General features: G+C 36.9%; 23 protein-coding genes. 4 read left to right on the forward strand and 19 right to left on the reverse strand.

Features of this window, described 5'->3' with window-relative positions:
* The first annotated feature begins 1 nt into the window (after position 1).
* Complete coding sequence (locus tag H4J73_RS02745; RefSeq protein ID WP_182181062.1) at positions 2-232, forward strand: glutaredoxin family protein; 231 nt, start codon at positions 2-4, stop codon at positions 230-232.
* A 1,452-nt stretch (positions 233-1,684) separates the two neighbouring features.
* Positions 1,685-2,335, forward strand: a complete 651-nt coding sequence (locus H4J73_RS20325; protein ID WP_182188811.1) for a DVUA0089 family protein — start codon at positions 1,685-1,687, stop codon at positions 2,333-2,335.
* Between the two features lie 860 nt (positions 2,336-3,195).
* Here the strand turns inward: H4J73_RS20325 and H4J73_RS02755 are convergent.
* The 10 genes from H4J73_RS02755 to H4J73_RS02800 all read right to left on the reverse strand — a co-directional run bounded on the left by H4J73_RS02755 (position 3,196) and on the right by H4J73_RS02800 (position 11,089).
* A complete protein-coding gene (locus tag H4J73_RS02755; protein ID WP_182181063.1) occupies positions 3,196-4,401 on the reverse strand; it encodes a bifunctional alpha/beta hydrolase/OsmC family protein in 1,206 nt (401 codons plus the stop codon).
* Between the two features lie 102 nt (positions 4,402-4,503).
* The gene (locus tag H4J73_RS02760) at positions 4,504-4,689 is read right to left on the reverse strand and encodes a hypothetical protein (protein WP_182181064.1); all 186 of its coding nucleotides are present in this window, start codon (positions 4,687-4,689) and stop codon (positions 4,504-4,506) included.
* A gap of 155 nt (positions 4,690-4,844) precedes the next feature.
* Complete coding sequence (locus tag H4J73_RS02765; RefSeq protein WP_182181065.1) at positions 4,845-6,056, reverse strand: sodium:proton antiporter; 1,212 nt, start codon at positions 6,054-6,056, stop codon at positions 4,845-4,847.
* A gap of 7 nt (positions 6,057-6,063) precedes the next feature.
* On the reverse strand, positions 6,064-7,587 hold the full coding sequence (locus tag H4J73_RS02770; protein ID WP_182181066.1) for an FMN-binding glutamate synthase family protein: 1,524 nt from the start codon (positions 7,585-7,587) through the stop codon (positions 6,064-6,066).
* Positions 7,588-7,751: 164 nt separating this feature from the next.
* On the reverse strand, positions 7,752-8,228 hold the full coding sequence (locus H4J73_RS02775; RefSeq protein WP_182181067.1) for a DoxX family protein: 477 nt from the start codon (positions 8,226-8,228) through the stop codon (positions 7,752-7,754).
* 2 nt (positions 8,229-8,230) lie between these two features.
* Positions 8,231-9,058 carry a putative DNA-binding domain-containing protein gene (locus H4J73_RS02780; RefSeq protein ID WP_182181068.1) on the reverse strand — a complete coding sequence of 276 codons (828 nt, stop codon included), beginning with the start codon at positions 9,056-9,058 and terminating at the stop codon, positions 8,231-8,233.
* On the reverse strand, positions 9,055-9,933 hold the full coding sequence (locus tag H4J73_RS02785; RefSeq protein WP_259366726.1) for a DUF692 family multinuclear iron-containing protein: 879 nt from the start codon (positions 9,931-9,933) through the stop codon (positions 9,055-9,057). The genes H4J73_RS02780 and H4J73_RS02785 overlap by 4 nt, the downstream gene beginning before the upstream one ends.
* A gap of 3 nt (positions 9,934-9,936) precedes the next feature.
* On the reverse strand, positions 9,937-10,221 hold the full coding sequence (locus tag H4J73_RS02790; protein WP_182181069.1) for a DUF2282 domain-containing protein: 285 nt from the start codon (positions 10,219-10,221) through the stop codon (positions 9,937-9,939).
* Between the two features lie 30 nt (positions 10,222-10,251).
* A complete protein-coding gene (locus H4J73_RS02795) occupies positions 10,252-10,623 on the reverse strand; it encodes a co-chaperone YbbN (RefSeq protein ID WP_182223699.1) in 372 nt (123 codons plus the stop codon).
* The gene (locus H4J73_RS02800; RefSeq protein ID WP_182223700.1) at positions 10,604-11,089 is read right to left on the reverse strand and encodes a YHS domain-containing (seleno)protein; all 486 of its coding nucleotides are present in this window, start codon (positions 11,087-11,089) and stop codon (positions 10,604-10,606) included. The genes H4J73_RS02795 and H4J73_RS02800 overlap by 20 nt, the downstream gene beginning before the upstream one ends.
* Positions 11,090-11,259: 170 nt before the next feature.
* On the opposite strand from H4J73_RS02800, the gene H4J73_RS02805 reads away from it, so the two are divergent.
* The gene (locus H4J73_RS02805; protein WP_182181072.1) at positions 11,260-12,093 is read left to right on the forward strand and encodes an AraC family transcriptional regulator; all 834 of its coding nucleotides are present in this window, start codon (positions 11,260-11,262) and stop codon (positions 12,091-12,093) included.
* Positions 12,094-12,817: 724 nt separating this feature from the next.
* On the opposite strand, the gene H4J73_RS02810 is transcribed toward H4J73_RS02805, so the two are convergent.
* The 9 genes from H4J73_RS02810 to H4J73_RS02850 all read right to left on the reverse strand — a co-directional run bounded on the left by H4J73_RS02810 (position 12,818) and on the right by H4J73_RS02850 (position 19,283).
* Entirely contained in the window at positions 12,818-13,225 is a 408-nt protein-coding gene (locus H4J73_RS02810) for a hypothetical protein (protein WP_182181073.1), read from the reverse strand.
* Positions 13,225-14,820 carry a VCBS repeat-containing protein gene (locus H4J73_RS02815; protein ID WP_182181074.1) on the reverse strand — a complete coding sequence of 532 codons (1,596 nt, stop codon included), beginning with the start codon at positions 14,818-14,820 and terminating at the stop codon, positions 13,225-13,227. Before H4J73_RS02815 ends, H4J73_RS02810 begins: the two co-directional genes overlap by 1 nt.
* Positions 14,821-14,831: 11 nt before the next feature.
* Positions 14,832-15,512 carry a DUF6796 family protein gene (locus H4J73_RS02820; protein ID WP_182181075.1) on the reverse strand — a complete coding sequence of 227 codons (681 nt, stop codon included), beginning with the start codon at positions 15,510-15,512 and terminating at the stop codon, positions 14,832-14,834.
* A 313-nt stretch (positions 15,513-15,825) separates the two neighbouring features.
* Positions 15,826-16,374 carry a peptide-methionine (S)-S-oxide reductase gene (locus H4J73_RS02825; protein ID WP_182181076.1) on the reverse strand — a complete coding sequence of 183 codons (549 nt, stop codon included), beginning with the start codon at positions 16,372-16,374 and terminating at the stop codon, positions 15,826-15,828.
* 22 nt (positions 16,375-16,396) lie between these two features.
* On the reverse strand, positions 16,397-16,897 hold the full coding sequence (gene msrA / locus H4J73_RS02830) for a peptide-methionine (S)-S-oxide reductase MsrA (protein ID WP_182181077.1): 501 nt from the start codon (positions 16,895-16,897) through the stop codon (positions 16,397-16,399).
* Positions 16,898-16,899: 2 nt separating this feature from the next.
* A complete protein-coding gene (gene msrB / locus H4J73_RS02835) occupies positions 16,900-17,346 on the reverse strand; it encodes a peptide-methionine (R)-S-oxide reductase MsrB (RefSeq protein ID WP_182181078.1) in 447 nt (148 codons plus the stop codon).
* Between the two features lie 377 nt (positions 17,347-17,723).
* Positions 17,724-17,957: a hypothetical protein gene (locus H4J73_RS02840; RefSeq protein ID WP_182181079.1), complete on the reverse strand. Its 234-nt coding sequence runs from the start codon at positions 17,955-17,957 to the stop codon at positions 17,724-17,726.
* Positions 17,958-17,990: 33 nt separating this feature from the next.
* On the reverse strand, positions 17,991-18,548 hold the full coding sequence (locus H4J73_RS02845; protein ID WP_182181080.1) for a hypothetical protein: 558 nt from the start codon (positions 18,546-18,548) through the stop codon (positions 17,991-17,993).
* Between the two features lie 123 nt (positions 18,549-18,671).
* Complete coding sequence (locus H4J73_RS02850; protein ID WP_182181081.1) at positions 18,672-19,283, reverse strand: cytochrome P460 family protein; 612 nt, start codon at positions 19,281-19,283, stop codon at positions 18,672-18,674.
* 68 nt (positions 19,284-19,351) lie between these two features.
* Here H4J73_RS02850 and H4J73_RS02855 point away from each other — a divergent pair, with 68 nt between their 5' ends.
* Positions 19,352-20,305, forward strand: a complete 954-nt coding sequence (locus H4J73_RS02855; protein WP_182223701.1) for an AraC family transcriptional regulator — start codon at positions 19,352-19,354, stop codon at positions 20,303-20,305.
* The last annotated feature ends 33 nt before the right edge of the window (positions 20,306-20,338 follow it).

The following is a 20,338-nucleotide window of genomic DNA, read 5'->3' on the forward strand; positions in this document are numbered from 1 at the left end:
GATGAAACGTGTTGTTTTATATATTTCAGAGAAATGCCCCCATTGCCGTCAAGCTCAAAAATACTTGGATGATAATGGCATTCAATACAGATTAACAAATGCGAAAATGCAGCGCGGTAGAAAAGAGCTCGACGCTATAGGCGCTAGCTCTGTACCAGCTCTCAAAATCGGTAATAAAGTAATGATTGGCTGGGATTTAAAAAATTTTAAGAAACTCTATGCCGCAGATTAAGAACGAGAATTATCTAACGAGATGATTGTAAAACCAATGGGCACAGAGTTTTGATTACTCTATCTCAATGTAGGTAATATTAATGATTGTAATCATTAACTTGTCAAGTTGATTTTGATTTTGATTTTGATTTTGATAATCATAATAAAAACGTGAAATTGCTCACCGCGGAAAAAGATACTTTTACTGCATTAGGGACAGCACAGGAAAAAGCAGTAGTTAAAAAATTTGGAGTGAGAAAACAAACAGAACAATCCTTTAATGAAGATAAAGCATATTAATAAATGATTATTTCCTTCGCGATATTAATATATATCATTTAACGTGAATATTCTTAGATACAAAATTCAAAAAACCGCTAGTCTTTTGATTAACGAGTTTTTCTAAGTTTGGCGGGACGAATATGAGCACTGGTTTTATTCAATAAAATTGCCACTAGAGGAACTACTATAAAAAACTAAGGCGTATACATTAAAAAGTCAATAAAATAAGTTGAGTTTTTTTATGGGTTAATCTTGTAAGGGCTGATAGTATTCTCCTGGGTCTCATTTACATAACGACACATAATGTTTAAGACCCCCTATCACTAAATGAAACTGGCTTATAATGATCACTTTTGCCACGCAGAAGACCTAAGCATTTGATCATTTACAAGCAAAAAATTGAACGACTTAATGTTGAGTGATTAGGCTAACTAATGCCACAAAGCAGAAGTAAACATTTGAGACTTTTCACTGCAAAAATTTGTATGTTTTGATCTACAGCGGACATGGCTGAATAAAGCCATTACGCTAGCAGCTCCCTGATAGCGGTCTTTCACGTAATTGTATTGTCAGTTTAAGTTGTTTCTTGTATGTATAAATTGATTTAGTATTATTGGCCCCATAAAGCTATAGTAATGTATATTTCAGAATATTAGGTCATGTACACAGCACTTATTCCATTGTCATTTGAAGTGATTTTATATTGAAATACTTCTTCATTTTTACCTTCAGCTAAACTCCCTTCAAATGAAGATTTAATTTTAGTACTCCAATATTGATAAAGTTGATTATTTTGTAGAGCTTCAGGCGAGTCAACAGAAAACCTTACAATAACCTAATGTGTACAAAGGGAAATATATCAAATTACAACAAGTTATCTTCCCAAGAGAAACGACGCTCAAAGATACTCTCTCATATTAATCATTTTTTTTGGTTAATAGGCAAGTGAATAAATTTACCTATATTTCAACTAATAACAGAATTAAACTGGTTGTTTTTTAAACTACCAGTGTTGGCTTTATTTACAACAAGCTATGCCCTACAACAGTAAAAACCCCTAACTCGATGAAAAGATGCGTTTTTTAGTGCTTGGCTTTATATTTGCTTAAGTTAAGTCGATAATTAATAACAATTTATTTTTACACTGCCAATCCAAAATCTATGGAAAGGGATTAATAAGAAATATTTCATGAAATTAAAATTTATACAGGCTGCTGTAGCTGGTCTGATGTTTTCTGTTTGTAATATGGCTAATGCAGGATTAATTGATAGTGGTATTTGGAAATATGAGGATCAATTAGCAAGTTTTGATATATATTACTTTACTGCTAATACAGACACAGATGCCATATTCGATATATTCTCATGGGGAGAAGTGGATGGATCGAACATGATCAATTCTATGATGTGGTTATTAAAAAATGATGGTATTTTAGATAATAATTCATTGTTAACAAGTAATGATGACTTTTCGGATCTCACAATAGCTGGTGCTGATGGGTCAACATCTCATTTTGATAGCTATATTTCTATGAACTTATTTGCGGGTGATTATGTATTAATAGTAGGAACTGTCGATCTTGCAGGTAATACCCCTACCTTAAGTGATATAGATTTTTCTACCCAAATTCAAGACAAAGCAGCGGTATATTTTTATGACGGTATTGGTCATACGAGTGACAATGTACCCTATGGTAGTTATAGGTTAACATATGATGGAGTAGAACGTACTTTTACAAATCCTGTAAATCCCGTAGCTTCTGTTCCTGAACCTTCAACTTTAGCTATTTTCGCATTAGGTATAATGGGGTTAGTTACTAGACGCTTTAAAAAGCAATAATTTTTTCGTTATAGCTCAACAAAAAAGCACCTTAATATTAAAGGTGTTTTTTTTGCTATAAATTTAAGTTTTACTGTAAAGCTAATATGTAAGGTATTAAAATATAATAAAATTTTCACTAGATATGCGCACACTCAATATTAACCTCAAAAAATTCTGGTTTCATATTTGTACTAATAGCCGGTTTATCCTTTAATTTCCTAACTATAGCTAACCTTTCAACACTAAATTCAAGAATATCCTGCACGTTAAACGTTTTATCAACTAAACCAATATGTTGCGCTGACGTTTTAGGGAATTGGTTCTTTTTAAATTTGTTCTTAGTAAAAGATTTCCATTCGTTAAAATAAAATTATTATAAACTCTAAAAATAGAATGTGAACGACTATAATGTGCTTTCAGGCGACGGAGTTGATACTCTCATACTATAGGTGTAATTTACTTTTTGTGATTATAAAACCGATTTCGGCAACGTCTGCTTTGCCTTAAATTTTAAAGTTAGCTATCGGCTAGGTTAGGTCAACTACCAAACTTACAGCCGACCTAGACAAACACTCATAGTTTCAAAAATTTTCTTCCGCATTGCGCACCAAGAAGTCTTAAGCATTTGATCATTTGATCATTTACAAGCAAAAAATTGAACAACTTAGTGTTGAGTGATTAGGCTAACTAATGCCACCAAGCCAACCTAATTATTAAAGTAATTAACTCTATTTTCATGTCAACTATCTTTAGGGATAGCTAACATTAGGATATATACCCTATAGCGCAATGGCGCCCAGAGCGAGTTAGATTTATACTCACTTTTGCTTAGAAGACATAATTAAACCAATATTCACCTGGGATCATAGCACTGTCTCCTACCCTTCAACCAATGTGGTAATAATTTGGGGATCATTGTGCAACGTTCGGTGCACAGGACAACGGTTAGCTATTTCCATTAGTCGATTTTTTTCTGCATCGTTTAACGGTCCAAACAACTGAACTTTGCGAATTAATGACTCCATATTCTTGTTTTTTTCAGTCACATTACTCGCATCTTCTAAATAATTACGTTCGTGTGATAACGACACTTCCACATGCTCGAGTGGAATATCCTTGCGAGTAGCGTACATCCGAATGGTCATTGCAGTACAGGCACCTAAAGCAGCCAGTAAATGCTCATAAGGATCTGGGCCTGAATTTTTTCCACCGACTTGTACCGGTTCATCTGCATTCCAGTGATGGTGATCACTAAAAATATCTTGTTGAAATTTATGGTCTATCTCGGCCACCAAAACATGTCCTTTTGTGAGACTGGGACGAGATGTTTCTAGCGCAGGAATATAACGGCTTGCCCACCCTGAAATAGTTTGCGCGACATATTCACTATCTACTGATTTTGATAAAAGATGATCGGCAGTGTCCAAGCTAACAAAGCTTTTAGGGTGCTTGGCAGCTTTGTAAATTTGCTCGGCATCAGTAATATCTACGGTTAAGTCAACAGGAGAATGTAATACCAGTAAAGCTTTATTAAGGTGCTTTATATGCTCTGTGGTTTGATTACGTAAATCATCTAAAAATTGTTTTTTAATAGTAAAGTCACGCGTACCTAAACTTACTTTCGCCGAACCACTTTGCTCTATTGTTTCTATATGGGCATCAAAGTTGTGTATGACATGGCTTGCTTCAAACGGTGCGCCGATGGTCACAACCGCTTTTACTTTGGGAAGCTGTGCCGCCATAGCTAAAACCGCAGCACCACCCAGGCTATGGCCAATTAATAGTTGAGGTGCTTGATAATGCTGCTCTAGAAATTTTGCTGCTGATAGTAAATCTTCAGTATTGGATGAAAAATTTGTATTGGCAAAATCACCGTCACTGTTTCCCAAACCTGTAAAGTCAAACCGAAAAACTGCAAAACCATGTTGCACAAGAAATCGACTAATTCGCGAGGCCGCTGCAACATCTTTACCACAGGTAAAACAATGAGCAAACAGCACATAGGCTCGTATTTTTTGATCCGGCGTTTCTAGCAAACCAGCTAAATTTTGTTCTTGGCTAGGAAATTCTATTTTTGTTCTCATTGATTCTATCTCTTATTTTTAATAAAAATGCTGTCTAGCACATTTTATTATGACTATAACGATGGACTATTATGTATCTAACAAAGGTTCAATCACTGTTTTTCACTGCGCTAAATTTGATTTGTCATTAACGGGGATATTTCCAGCATTGTTGATAAATAATGTAGGGGTTGGCCAAATAATACGCGAATGCGGACATTGGATATTAATAAACGCATTAATGCTTATTTGCGCAGCGGCATCACCAAGTAGAAAACCGCTTGCACGATGTGGTATTGGTATCGTCATATGGGTGTTCCCTTGATTACTCTAGATTCATGGTTAAAAAACGTATACAAAACGAACAATACTGAGCATACTAATAATGAAGAACTTAACTCAGTAGCCTTTATTTAACTCTATTTGATTAATTTATCAATGAGTTAAAATAAAAGACCCTTGAGTTAAATTTTTAATTTTCTAACTAGAATAGGAGTAGTCGTTGCTTGAACGACAAGTGTGAAAATAACAATGCCAAACCCTATTGATTGAATTGTCCACCAATAAGGTAACTCTTTTGGCAATGACAATACTAATGCGATAGTGACAGCGCCGCGCAATCCCCCCCAAATCATTATAGGGGGGTATTTGGGGTTAATAGGCTGTCCTACGGTAAAATGATTTAACCACGTGGAAATATATACTGCGGCAATACGGGCAATAAAGGCGCCACATATTGCTAATAAAATGGCTAACCACATTTCAGTAAACATATTAAGACTAACAACTAAGCCAAGTAATACAAAAACAAATATGTTGGCTATAAAGCCAAGTGACTCCCACACACTGTGCAAGCCTGTATAAACATGCTCTAGTAAACGGTGTACTGATTTCTTAAAAATCAAGGCAGCAAACATGACGGCAACAATACCCGATACGTGTAATAAGTGCTCAGCAACATAAAAAGTTCCATAAGCAAGCAGCAGTGTAATAACCACTATATGCGGCACAGATACATTAATGAACCTAACTATAAGCGCTGCAATATAGCCCAGCAGACTGCCAATAATAATCCCGCCCAAAAACACTTTGCTAAATGTAATGATTGCAGACGTTACATCAGGCTCACTTTGCCCTAAAGCAATACTGAGAATGATGCCAAATAAAACGATAGCTGTAGCATCATTAAATAAGCTTTCCCCTTCAATCAAAACGTTTAAGTCTGCAGGCGCTTTTAATTGCTTTAATTGACTAACAACGGCAACTGGATCGGTAGCCGAAATAACAACACCTGTTAATAAAGCGGCAATAAAAGGAAAGCCTGAATGATTAATACCATAATAAAGAAGAACCGCAATAACAGTGGTAGAAATGAGTAAACCTATTGTCGCCAGCGTTAGTATATTGGGCAAATATTTGAACAAAAGCTTACTGTCTAATACGAATGCAGCTTCAAATATTAACACTGGCAACAAAATAAATAACATTAAGTCTTGAAAATTGCTCGCACGCACACCCGTCTCTATACCAAACTCTACGGTGAACAAGGAGAGAATAAACCCCAATGCCACTAATAATATTGTATAGGGAATACGTACGAAACGCTGAAGTACTATAGCGAATGCACCTACACCTAAGAGAAGTAAAGTAATAGCAACAACAGTGTGAATATTCATAGCTGAATTATACTCCTAGCGTGTCAATATGTGGCGAACCTTCTGGGTCCGGTATTGGGTAAAGGTCTGATAACAAGATACTTCGCCCATTTTCTGTAACAACTTTAGCATGATGTCTCTTGAGTGCACGAGGCTCCTTTACACCGCATGAATGTGCAATTGTACCTACTTCGTAAACCATATTTTTAATATACGATGCGACACGAACAGATTTATCGGCTGGGTTTAGACCTTTTTGAAACCTAGGGTCTTGTGTTGCTATGCCTGTAGGGCAAGTATTTTTGTTACATTGCAACGCTTGTATACAACCTAATGAAAACATGAAACCTCGGGCAGATGTAATAAAATCTGCTCCCATAGCAAGTGCCCAAGCAGCATTAGACGGTGTTACTAACTTACCTGAACTTATTACTTTTATTCTATTTCTCAGTTTATACTCAATTAACTTGTCTACTACAAAGGGAAGGCTTTCTTTTAAAGGCAAGCCCATATAATCCATTAAACTCTGTGGTGCTGCCCCTGTACCGCCATCGGCACTGTCAATTGTGATAAAATCAGGCGCAGAGGCTATTCCTCTTTCGTTTATTTTACTAAACAATGAGTCATAAAAATCTTGTCTACCCACGACTGCTTTAAATCCGACGGGTTTACCGGTAACACGACGTACTCGGGCAATCATGTCTAAAAGCTCATAACTGCTAGAGATATCTTTGTGGCCATTTGGGCTAATAGAATCTTGACCTACTTTGATACCTCGTATTTTTGCTATTTCAGATGAAACCTTAATTCCAGGTAAAATCCCCCCTTTGCCAGGTTTTGCGCCTTGACTCATCTTTATTTCGAACATTTTTACTTGGTCATGCGCAGCAATTTCTCTCAGCTTTTCATCGCACAAATTACCCTTTTCATCTCTTACGCCATATTTAGCAGTGCCTATCTGAAAAACAATATCTGCCCCACCTTCAAGGTGATAAGAAGATAAACCACCTTCCCCAGTATTCATCCATGCTCCTGACTCTTTGGCGCCAGTTGATAATGCAAGCACAGCCTGTTTTGATATTGCGCCAAAACTCATTCCCGACACATTAAATAAAGAATTTGTTTTGTAGGGATTTTTGGCATATCCGTCACCTATCGTAATTGTTTTTGGTAAGGCTGCATCTTCAGTTAGGGTTGGAAAAGGACAGCTGAGAAACATGACTTCTCCAGCATTAGCGAGTGAACGTGTTGAACCAAATGCAATAGTAGAGTCCACATTTTTTGCAGCGCGGTAAACCCATGACCGCTCAGCACGGTTAAATGGCATTTCTTCCCTGTCCATGGAGAAAAAGTATTGACGAAAAAATTCACCCATATGTTCAAAATAATATCGAAATCTACCAATAACAGGAAAGTTTCTCCGTATGGTTTGCTTAGTTTGCGTAACATCAGCGATATATAATAATAAGACGTAAAGTACGCCAATCCCTATGGCGACAATAAAAGCAGCAGCAGCCCATAGTAAAATAGTAAGTATCATGGAATCGAGCATCTATATTTCCTTCTAAATAATGTATGTATGTTGAACAAGTTATGCTTTATAGGTATAGGTCATTTATCTGGAAAGCAGGTACAACCATTAAACTTGCTCAACTATCGGGTAAGGACTCAATTAAAATAGTTTTAATTCACAACTACGCCCCTAATTAAGTGTTATTAATTTGATGCTTTCCTATTGAATAATTGTTCTTCTGCTATACGATCCAAGGCAAATCGACCACCACTAAAAATAACAACTTGTAGTAATAATACTCCCCATAAAATATGTTCTGCGAAGGCAGCAGGGGCTATTTCTTCTAAGCTTATGACTGCGACAATATTGACAAAAAACAAACCCAAGGCAGAAAAACGACTCGCTAATCCTGCGATTAATAACAAGGGTAAAATAATTTCTGCGGCAGTGCCTAAATAGGCGGCTAATTCAAACGGTAATATCGGCACTTGATATTCATATTCAAATAACATTAACGTGCTGTCCCAGTCTCTTAACTTAGTAAGCCCGGAGGAAAAAAACGCCCAAGCCACATAACAGCGAGCGGCTAATAACGCGAGGGGTTCTAAAAGGCTGATATTACTGGCTACATTACGATATAAATGGCTAGTAGATAACACTAGATTGTTTAGAGTATGCATAGTTACTTCTCTTTAATAAGATTAATTAAGTTACGTTCAATCGCGATAAACAGCCATTGTTCGAATGAAAATTCGTTGTTATATTTCAGCGCATCAAGTGATTGCGCCAATGATTGTCCAGACAATAAAGAAAACATAAACGTCCCTTCACTGGCCGATAAGGTAGTCACTTGCGGTTGAAACTCAGGACGAAAAATCATCACAACTTGTTCAATGTTTTTTTCTGACAGTGCTTTTTTTGCAGCACTCATTGCGGATTTTCGTTGAAGTTCATCACTGTGATGATGAGCCTGAAAAATTTCAGTCAATGGATAGGCTGTTTTAAATACTTTGACATTGTGATTAAAGGCGATGAAAAGTTGCTCTGGTTGCCCCTCACTAAGCAATTGTAATGTCGATGAGATAAGGGTTTGATCTCGTCCATGTAATGCACAATGAACATGCCAGTCGAGTACAGCACAATCAGCAAGATACGGGTAGTCTGTCCCCACTTCTGTGGTCCCTAAAAAGTGAGGAAATTTTTCGCCCCATTGCGTCCAATCCCCTAGGTTAGGTGGTGATACTCGTAAAAATTGATAAACAAGACTTTCGCTAATGTCGCTATCAAGCAATTCAAACACCGTTGGAAAACTAATAGATAATGCTCGCTGAGCATTTGCCAATAAATTTTTTCTATAAATGTTAATGCCTTGAGTATTAAAACCGCATTGTTCTAGGGCAATAGATTCATCATTCCAAATGACCTCTAATAACACGTGTTGTTCATTTTTAGCAGATTCATTAATGGTTGACTCATTTCTTCCTGTTTCATTTTTACCTAGCTCATTCATGCACTTTTCCTCGTTAATACAGCATGGGCGATATCACGTGCTTTTTTCGCTTCATCAACCAATACTGACCATTGAGGTAAATCACTGTCCCATTCAATTAACGTTGGCACCGCACCAAAACGTGTTAACGCTTGTTGATAGCCTAACCAAACATCATCAGAAACGGGCCGCGCATGATCATCAATGGTCATCTCGCCCGTTAAAGGTTCACTGCAACCCGCTAAGTGAATTTGTGCCACACTTGCCACCGGTAATTCATTGATATAATCAGCGACTGATTGTTGAATATCACCGCTTTCAAAGTTCATACTGTTAACGGCAATATTATTAATATCTAATAATATTTTTGCCCCCGTTCGTTGGCAAAGTTGTGCTAAAAAATCCGCTTCACTAAGGTAACTTTCATCAAACTTCACATAGGCAGAAACATTTTCAATGATCAGTTGCCGTCCTAAATAGTTTTGTACTTTATCCACTTGTTCAGACATTTTGGTTAACGTTTTTTTATTATGAGCAATCGGTAATAAGTCACCACTATGAATAAGCTGCCCTTGTTTTTGTCCCCAAGTAAAACAGGCATGTTCGGACATCATAAATGGGGCTATTTTTTCCATAAGCGTTTTTAAACTCGCCAAATATTGCATCGGAACATTCTGTGTAGAACCTAGCCCCATAGATGTTGAATGCAAACTAACAGGGTACATTTCTCTGACTTGAGTAAGCACAGACAAAGCGGCTCCTCCTTGACCAAAAAAATTCTCAGAATGTACCTCAACAAAGTCAATTTGCTTAGTTGTAGTTAGTATGTCGGTAAAATGTGGATGCCTTAAACCAACACCTACTATTACATCGCTATTTGTTACCGACATAGTCATACTTTAAGCGCCTTTTGTTGCTTTATAGTGATCTTTCGCTGCTTTTTTTGACAAACCGCCCAGCGTTGAACACGTGCCTTTTGTTACTAATTTCCATTCCCCCTTGTCGTTATCAACCTTTGACTGACCGGCACATGAATGGGTGCCTGCTAAATTTGCACAATCGTTTTGAGCGGCTTTGGCCACGCCATAACATTTTTCTTTTTTACCTGCTGCTTCTGCTGGAGCAATAACCCCAGTAGAAATTACCGCGGCCAATGCGGCGCTTACTAATAATTTATTGTTCATCATCAATCCTTATATTTAAAAAGTGAGCAGCTAAATTAACTGCTCTAACCATTGCATTAATTGCTGTGGTGGTAACCCACCAACACGTTGGTCAATAATTTCACCATTTTTGACCAACATCAGCGTAGGCACACTACGTATCCCATAATCAGCGGCAAAAATAGGCAATTGGTCGATATCCACTTTAATCGTATTAAAGCGACCGTTCATCATGTCCGACACGCCTTCAACTACCGGTGACATTGACTTACAAGGCCCGCACCACGAAGCAGTAAAATATAACAGTGAAATTTTTTGCTGTGAAAGTAACTCATCAAGTGAGTCAGCTGATGTTAGCTGTTTCATCATTAAAATCTCATGCTTGTTATTAAGTAACTCAGTATTAATCGTAAACTTTTTCAATCTGTTCTTCTGTTAACCCTTTAATATCGATCCAATTAGTTTGCGCTGTTTTGATGTAACTCGGAATATCCGTTACCCATTTCTTTTGTACGTTTTTATTTAGATTCAAATACAATTTATCGCCACGGATATGCCAAGCCATAGGATCGGTATCGAATTTCTTATGCATCGTAACGCCAAAGGCACAGTAACCACCGTATTGTGGTGCATATTTACTTGGCTCAACTTTAAATAAGTCGCGGTTATCAGCACTTGAAAACTGATAAATGGCACCATTGTATGCGGCGGTAAAATTATCAGTACCTTTAGTCGGCTCGCCTTTAGTAAAATAAGAGACCGCGTCGTATCCTTTAATCGCTAAGTCATTACCATTGGCATTCACTTCAATGTTTGCAGCAAAACTCAGGCTGCTTATCAATAATGCAGAAGTAGCGAAGGTAGATTTAATCAGTGTTGAAAGTGTCATTTTTGTTGCTCCAGTATTTAAGGTGGGACGTTCAAAGTTTGTTTGTTAATCAGTTAATGAATAAGGATGTTTTCCTTGGTTGATAATATAGGGCTTTCAATTAAGCAAAAGGAATGACATAGTCCTAACTTTGAACCCAATCGTCCTAAACGAGCCTAAAGGAGAGAAAAATGGATCAACTTTCAGTTATCTTGCAGCGCTTTTCGATGAATACAGAAGTTTTCTTTACAGGGAGCCTTTGTGGTGTCAGTAATTTCAGTAGAGAACCAAATCAAGGGCACTTGCACTTATTACGGAGTGGGGAGTTGACGATTATTGATGAAAGAGGAAAGTCTGAATTAATCAATGAGCCTACCGTGCTTTATTTTCCTACTCCCCACGCACACCGTATTATTGGCAATGAAGAAAATCCTCCTGAATTGGTCTGCGCTAATATCATTTATAATGAAAGTACGTCTAATCCAATTGCCAATGCTCTACCTGCTCTGATGTGCTTTAAGCTTAGTCATAGTGAAAAGCTCAAACAAACCGCGCTATGTTTATTCGAAGAAGCATTTCAAGACCAGTCCGGACGGATCCCCATGATTAGTTTGCTTACCGATATGTTTCTAATTCACATACTTCGTCATGTGCTTAATAATAATATTATGCAACACGGCCTGCTCGCTGGTTTAGCGCACCCACAATTATCAAAAGTCTTACTTGCCATTCATGAAATGCCCGAGAAGCAATGGGGGCTCGATGCCATGGCAGAGCTTGCCTTAATGTCACGTTCAAAATTTGCTGATCTTTTTAAACGTACTGTTGGGCAAAGTCCTGGAGATTATGTGATTGATTGGCGTATTGTGATAGCGCAAGGTTTATTACAACAAGATAAACCAGTGGCGTTAGTCGCCAATGCAGTTGGCTATGAAAATGGCTCAGCGCTAGCGCGCGTATTTAGAAAAAAGTTGGGCGTATCTCCTAAAGAATGGCTTGAAAAAACGCTTGGATATTTCCCTTAGATTAAAAATAAGTAACTTTTATTAAGCTCATATCCCAAGATTTCCGTGATTACTTAACGTAATCAAGTGCCCCATTATATTGACGGGTTTATCTTGGTAATATTTTGATACTTCGGCAACGTTGGTCAGATTGTGCGCGAATGCGGACATTAAATATCAATAAAAGCATCAATAGTAATTTGGGCCGCGGCATCACCAAGAAGAAAGCCGCTTGGCTGGTGTGATATTGGTATAGTCATATAAAATATTTTCCTAAATGACTTTAGATTAATAGTCTTAGTTTTGTATATTGAATTAACAATCAAACAAACTTTTGAGCAGTTAATTCAATGATCTACGCTGTACCTAATTTTCGGTGAAAATTTTTAAACATCATGCATTAAAAACTCCAATCCTATGTTTAACTTTCTAACAAACATAGGATTGGTAGCTCATTGAACGATAAGCGTAAAAAGTACCATGCAAAATCCTATTGATTTAATTGTCCACCAGTAAAGCAACTCTGTCGGCAATGGCAAAACTAGGGCAATAGTGACAGCGCCAACTCTCGCTAACATGAACGAAGGTTCTATGGAGTAATTACCCTAGGTGGCAGAGTAAATTCAATATCATATTTCTATAACGTCAAAAAGTCCAAAACTATAGTTATTTTAAACATCATCTTCTTATTAGCCCTAAATTACCTAATGAAAAAATGTAGTTACTTGGAAAATTTACTAGACATTCAACTGATATTTGCATTGTTGCGTTCTAGTTTTATCAATAATTGAAAAAGTGTCATTACACACAATGCTAATAATAACGAGATATAACAAAGAGGCATGCCTACGTTATTTTTAGGGCATATATCTCCCACCAGTAATTCAGCCACAACACCAAAAATGGCAAATCCAAAGACTAAAATCCACGCAATAGTAAAAATTTTATTTCTATTGCTCCCTGCGGGAAATACCTGCGTAAAGAGCATGGATAAGTATCCTGAAAATACTAGGTAACAAACATGTACAGTAAATATTTCTGGGCACGGATCTCTACCTGAAAATGTAGCATAGGATACTAAAAACGCACCCCAGCTACCGAATGCAAGGCATAGCAGCAATAGTGTTTTAACAGAGAGCTGCCAATACTTCATTAAAAGCGAATCATTTCATTGGAAAATTCACCGATCTTTTCAACCGTAGTACCATCGATGTATTCAACCGTAACTTTATTAGCGCTAAACTGAGATAAGCCAATAATTTGTACATGTGATTGATCTGAATTAAGGCCTTCACCTGAAATGAAGTCTCGATAAATTATAGAGCCATCACTTCTGGTCACTGTAATTTTTGCCGCAATTGAAGAAATAGTATCATCGAGCTTAACTTTCAAATAATTATTCTGCCTATTTTGGCTAATAAAGACCTTAGATTTACCAGCAATATTGATGTGCACAACATCAGGTGAACCATCATTGTTAAAATCAGCGGTAAGAGGCGTTATGCCATAACCGCGGTTAATAACACCACTTTGCTCACCCATCGCAGCAAATTCACCTTGTTCTGTTTGCAAAAGAAACCGGCCATTAAGTCTTAAAAAGGGTAATTTATGCGGAGGAAAACCAATGTAGTTTTCCGAAACAACAAGATCATCTAATCCATCAAGGTTAAAGTCTTCGAATATTGCGCCCCACGAAAATTCATAATCTGCCAGTTTTACTTGTTCTGCAACATCTTCAAATTTAAAATCACCGTTGTTTTTAAACATTATCCATTTAGGATTAAAGACTTGGTCTTCTCTTAAATCTCCCGTTACGATAAAGGATGGCGGTGTAGAACCAACATTGGAAAAAAAGAAATCTACAGTACCGTCATTCGCATAATCGGTTACGGCAATTCCCATTGGGTAGCTCGATTGTTTTGTATTTGGATTAGGCATATTTGAAAATTTGTTGTTACCTAAGTTTTTCCATGTTCTTACTTGCCCCGTGTCATGAGCTACAACCAAGTCTTCTAAGTTATCGTTGTCTACATCAACAAATATTCCCATAAATGTGTTGTGCTTGTAAGCAAGACCGGAAGAGTCGGTGATGTCGGTAAAAGTGTTATCGCCATTATTTAACAGCATTAGACTAGAGCCGCCATAGCCTTCTTTATTAAATATATTTTGCCCTTGGGCAAGTTCCTTTTTTATGTATCCAGCTACATACATATCAAAGTGTCCGTCTCTATTTATATCACTGATTGCCACAGATAAAGGAGATGTGTCAGCTGTAATAGGTAAATCTAGTTTCTGACCGGTAAAACGACCTCCATTATTTAAATACAACCAAACACCCGAAGTCCGAGAAATGATTAAATCTGAAAAACCGTTACCGTCTACATCAATTACTGAAGAACCGAACGTTGCTTCAGATAATTCTGTTTTTTCTAAGATGCTTTTATCTAGTTCAATAAATTCATTTTTAACAAATTTAAAAATGGCATCTTGTTGATTTGGCCCACCGCCTATAAATAGCTCTTCAGTACCATCATTATCGATATCAATAATGGCACTCGCCGTAAATGGAAGCGATTTTGATTGATCAATTTTATGCTCAAAACTTAACGGAATTTCTTTAAAGGTTGGAATAATCGTATCACCAAGTGCGACGTCGTAATCTATCTGTCTATCCATAGTGAATCGAACACTGATCACCGTGAATAAGATCATGATGAATATAATAGGAATCAAAAGTAGTTTTTTCATAGTATTCTCAGTTAGACCTTAGAAGTTAATGTTATTTTTTTTGCTTGAATGATGGACATAGCAAAAAAGATAAAAAATGCTACGTTCAAGGCGATAGGCATAATGTATTTACCAATATCCTTGTTAATGAGGTAGACGACAAAGCAACCGATTAATAATATAATCGGGTTAAATACCGCTTGCCATTTCTGATAATTCGAACGCCCGGTAAGCGCTAAATAGACGAACCCTGCCGATAATATGAGTGTTGTTATACGTATCACCGACAGTAAAGTCTCATATCTAACATCATAAAGTGCGATGAGTGAATTCAAATCCACGCCTAAACTTTGTGTATGGACTATAGCGCCGATTGATGCACGTGAACTTATCCAATCGCCACCAATGATAAAGCCGAAGGAGCCAACAAAAAAGAGGAGTAATGCAAACTTGCTATTTGCTGGTTTGAGCATCAAATATATATGCCAGCATCCAATAATGTAAAACGGTGCAGATAGTACACCGATAAAATGCCCTATGGTTTGTTGAGCCTCTGGGGCTGCCAACATAAAGTCATAACCATTTTCTGAAAATCGGGCTAAGGGATCGAAATGTAATAAAAACTCACCACACCCCACTAAAAATGAAGCAATTAGTCCTACGTAACCGGTAAGCAAAAGGACTTTGTGATCTGTGTTTTCTACTTCATTCATAAGTTTTCCTTAAATTTAATTATTGTAGTTAAAGCAAGTGCTACTACACTTGATAAATCTTAATAAAAAAGACTATTCATAAAAATTATTATCCAATTAAGTCATATGTTTCAACATCATGGATAAAAAGTAGTTTTACTGCTTTAAGTCAATCAAAAGCTTGTTTGTCATTGCTAAAAACAATCAAGTGTTCTCTTATACTGCAGGGGTAGTCTCTGTAATATTATTCCTATTTACTCTGTATTAATTATTTTGAGTTCTGTGATTAAATGAACAAAAATTTTAACTATCTACTTAATTTTTAATTTATTAATTAGTCATTATTTGGTATACATAATGCAATCTTTTCATCATTAACCTGATGCTTAAAATGTGTTAATAGCAGTCTCAATTTTGGATGGATATAAGTTTTACAAAATGGTTTGTTAGGTGAATTATATAAATAATTCTGTAATTCATCCTTATTCGCCTTAAATGAATCAAATGGCAGTACCTGCGTTATAATTGGTTTATCAAAATCACTTTGTAAAGCATCTAAAACACTGTTAGCTTCTTGGTTTTGCGCATCGTTATAGGTATATATAGCCGATCGGTATTTTTTACGCATAGAGTGGTTAGCTGTCGAGGCATGGGTATGTGCATGAATCTCAATCAATGTCTGCAAAGAAATCATAGATTGATCAAAACATACTTCAATAGCTTCAGATAATTCAGCATGATTATCGATTGACGCAATCCACCCTTGACTCACCGATATAATACCGATAAGTGATTCGAAAACGCCTTCGGTACACCAATGGCAACCACCACCTAAACCAATCTTACTGAAGTTTTCAGTAAGATTGGTGTTATATATACTCATTATTGAAGTTACTTTTATTGGCTCATTTTGCTAAAGGTAATACCCAGTCACTTCGGGGAAAGTGGCAAGTATAACCATTCGGTATTCTTTGTAGATAATCTTGATGTTCTATTTCTGCTTCCCAAAAATCACCTGCAGGTGCTAATTCAGTCACTACAGTCCCAGGCCATAAACCTGATGCATTCACATCGATGATCGTTTGTATCGCCACATAATTTTGCTCAGTTGTACAGTAATAAATCGCTGAACGATATGAAGAGCCTTGATCATTTCCTTGTTGGTGCTTTGTTGTTGGATCATGGATCTGAAAGAACAATTCAAGGATACTGCGGTAATTGACAACATCAGTATTGAATGATATCTCTATGCCTTCTGCATGACTGCCATGATTACGATAAGTTGCGTTGATAACGTCTCCACCGGTATACCCCACTCGGGTTGATGTAACTCCGGGAAGTTTGCGTATAAGATCTTGCATACCCCAGAAGCAACCGCCAGCTAAAATAGCGCGTTCAATTGTCATATTTATACATTCTCCACTTGATTAACGTATTCACCATAACCATTAGTGACCATCTCATCACGATGAATAAAACGAAGTGATGCTGAATTAATACAGTAACGTAACCCACCTTTACTTGTTGGTCCATCGTTAAATACATGCCCTAAGTGACTGTCCCCATGGCCCGAGCGAACTTCAGTTCGATTCATGCCGTGGCTATTATCATTAATTTCTTTAACATTTTTAGTTTCTATCGGTTTGGTAAAACTTGGCCAACCGCAACCAGATTCATATTTATCCGATGAAGCAAATAATGGTTCACCTGAAACAATATCGACATAAATGCCCAGCAGAGTATTATTAAGATGCTCTCCGCTACCCGCTCGCTCTGTGCCACTTTCTTGTGTTACACGATATTGTTCTTTGGTTAGTGCTGAAATTGCATCGGTGGATTTTTGATAGGTTGTCATAACTTTCTGTCCTCGGCGTTTTGTCACCTTTCATTGTGACACTATAGAAATTCACTGTATGGTTTAACGGTACTCATTACCTTATTTTATTTTATGATGCATTATTTTTGCACCGACATAACCAATCAATAATATTGGCAGTATCATATATGAAGTTACATATCGATGATAATTGGCAAAAGGCTTTATAAAGGTGATCATTAACAGCTCAAAATTTTGTTGTAATAGTTGTTGAAAAAATTCAAACCTAAAAAACCAGGTAGGCTTATAACACCTGCTATAGGAATATCAAAGTCAGTGCCTATTAAGGCACTGACGGGTAGTGAAAAAAACATAAAATACAAAGTATAAAGCATTATTTTTACTGATGAATTTAGCTATACTTTATTGGGTGATAAAGTCTTAGCACCCATTTTAGATAAACAGTAACGTGAAACGAACATAATGAAGCTAAGTATCAATATTAAGACTAATAGACCAAAGTTAATATGAACAACGAGTAAGGTCCAATTCGCACCTTCAGTTTGTGTAATATACCAATATCGATAATAAGCCGTTAAATAGGCTACGACAATACTAAAGACAATACTCCAGTGTAATATCCTTACCATAGTATGGTACACCCATATTTAGTTGATAAATATTTATTTAGAGCTACCGTTTAACACTTCTCTATCTTTACCTCCAAGTGCGGTATGACAACCTAGACACATCTCTGAACGGCCTGATAGATCTACGCCTTGATAGTTAATGATTCTACCATCAGCATAATACTCAGCCCAAAACCAATCACCATTAGTTGAGTCATAGCCTTTCTCACGTTGAAACATAATCGTAAGCGCGACATAATTATCGGCTTGATCATCGCTGTAGACTTTATGTGGTGTAAGTTCTTCTTTAACACCATAATTATGCTTAACAATCAATTTTCCTTTTTGCCCTTCTATTTCAGCGTTAGTTGAAATAACTTCTTGAATACTGCCATGGGGTCGGTTTCCTACAAAAGGATAACTGCGTGTACGCCCATCACCTACCAGTTTATTTTTAACCATGTATTGCCACATTTTAGCTGCATATGCATTATCCACGGCTGTTCCTGATGATATTTCAGCTTTTTTAGCCATGGTATGGAATGGGAGTAAAAAGAGCATGATTACCATAATTTTTAATCGATTTAAGGTATTGGTTGAAAATTTAAGCATATTTTTCTCCTACAAGCGTTACTGATAAAACTAGAAAAGTGAAAAGTGAAAAGTGAAAAGTGAAAAGGGTTATCATTTGACTTTAATAGATAATCAAAGGAAAAACGGCTTGGTAAGTTATTTTTATTTAATTGGCTTAAGACTGTCGAAGTATCCACCACCCGCTTTCATTTTCATCCCTTTACCCTGACTTAATACTGGGTAATATTGCGTAAAAACAAAATCATCAGCTGCAGCACCTGCATGACATGAATTGCAAGACTTTGAGGGGAATGCTTTTGCTGTTTTTGATAGCGTTTTATGATCTGCACTTGAGAAACTAAAATAAGCCCAGTTACCCGGTTCATCTTTAAAATGTTTTTTACTTTTAATGGTCGCTTCAAGACCGATAAAGTCGCCCATAAAATAGCCATTACCGCTAACAGCTGATTTAGAGCCAACAGAAACTAGCTCTTTAATAATGATAGTACCCTCACGAAATTCACCTTTGTTTTTCCAGTGTTTCCAGCTCTTAGGATCAATATAAACGTTATGAAGTTCAGGAAATGCCGCTTTGCCGTCATTCATATCGTTGGGTGTAACAGGAGTACCAACGTAGATCCATTCTCGATAGCCCGTAGGACGTTCTAGCTCACCGTTTTTTATTACAAATGCTTCATTTGCATAAGTAAATCCTGAAAAAATGACTTGCACAAACAGGAAGGATGCTGCTACTAATACTTTATTCGCTTTCATAATATACTCTGCTGAATTTCGTGTAACGTCACTATAGCAGTCATTACTATTAACCTTTGGTATCTGAAATGCTCAAAAATGTCGCTCATCAACTCAAATGTACAACATCAGAATTTAATGTGCTTGATGATGTTATTAATACACTTCGTTTTCGTGGCAGTATATTCTTTCATTCGAACCTTGCTGCGCCATGGGGAATGTCATTATCATCAATTGTAATGCCAAGATTTCATATTGCATTACAAGGACACTTTTATGTTGGGGCAGGAGCTAGCAAGATTACCGTAGAGCCAATGGATATCGTCATGATCCCAGGCGGAGATATGCATTGGATAGCAGATGAAATTGAAAGCGAACTGGTGCCTAGTGAACAAGCGGGCGACGCCTGCTCTTTAGGTATGCCACTTTTTCAACAAGGTAAAATCACCAATAAGATTATGTGTGGAATAGTGGAATACGATGAAGCTATTGAACACCCTATTCTCAGCGCCTTACCCTCCATAATTCAACTTTCCAATATTCAATCAAATGATAATATTTGGATGACAGTAAAATTAATTGACGCGGAAATAATCAGAACAAATAATAAGAAAAACAGTATTATCGACCGTTTAACTGAAGTATTATTTATTCAGTTATTGAACAGCTTTATGGAGAAAAATGAGCACCTATCGGGTTTCTTCTCAGCGCTTAAAGAGCCTCGTTTGAATAAAATATTACAGCTTATTCATCAGCACCCTCAAAGGCAATGGACGCTAGATATTATTAGTGATGTTGTCGGTATGTCTCGTGCCACCTTACAGCGTAAATTCAAAGCTGCCATAGGTCTATCGCCAATGGTTTATATAAGCCGTTGGCGTATGGCAAAAGCTTATCAATTATTAAAGCATTCAAATTTATCACTTGAAGGAATTGCTGATGTCATAGGATTTTCTGACGCTCGCACACTTTCACATGCCTTCAAAGACCATTATGGTGATACGCCAAGTCAATTCCGCAAGAAATTAGAGAGACTATTATAATAACTAATACTATCTATCTAAAATCTTATTTCG

This window comes from Colwellia sp. MB3u-41, from assembly GCF_014076845.1.
Lineage (GTDB): Bacteria > Pseudomonadota > Gammaproteobacteria > Enterobacterales > Alteromonadaceae > Colwellia_A.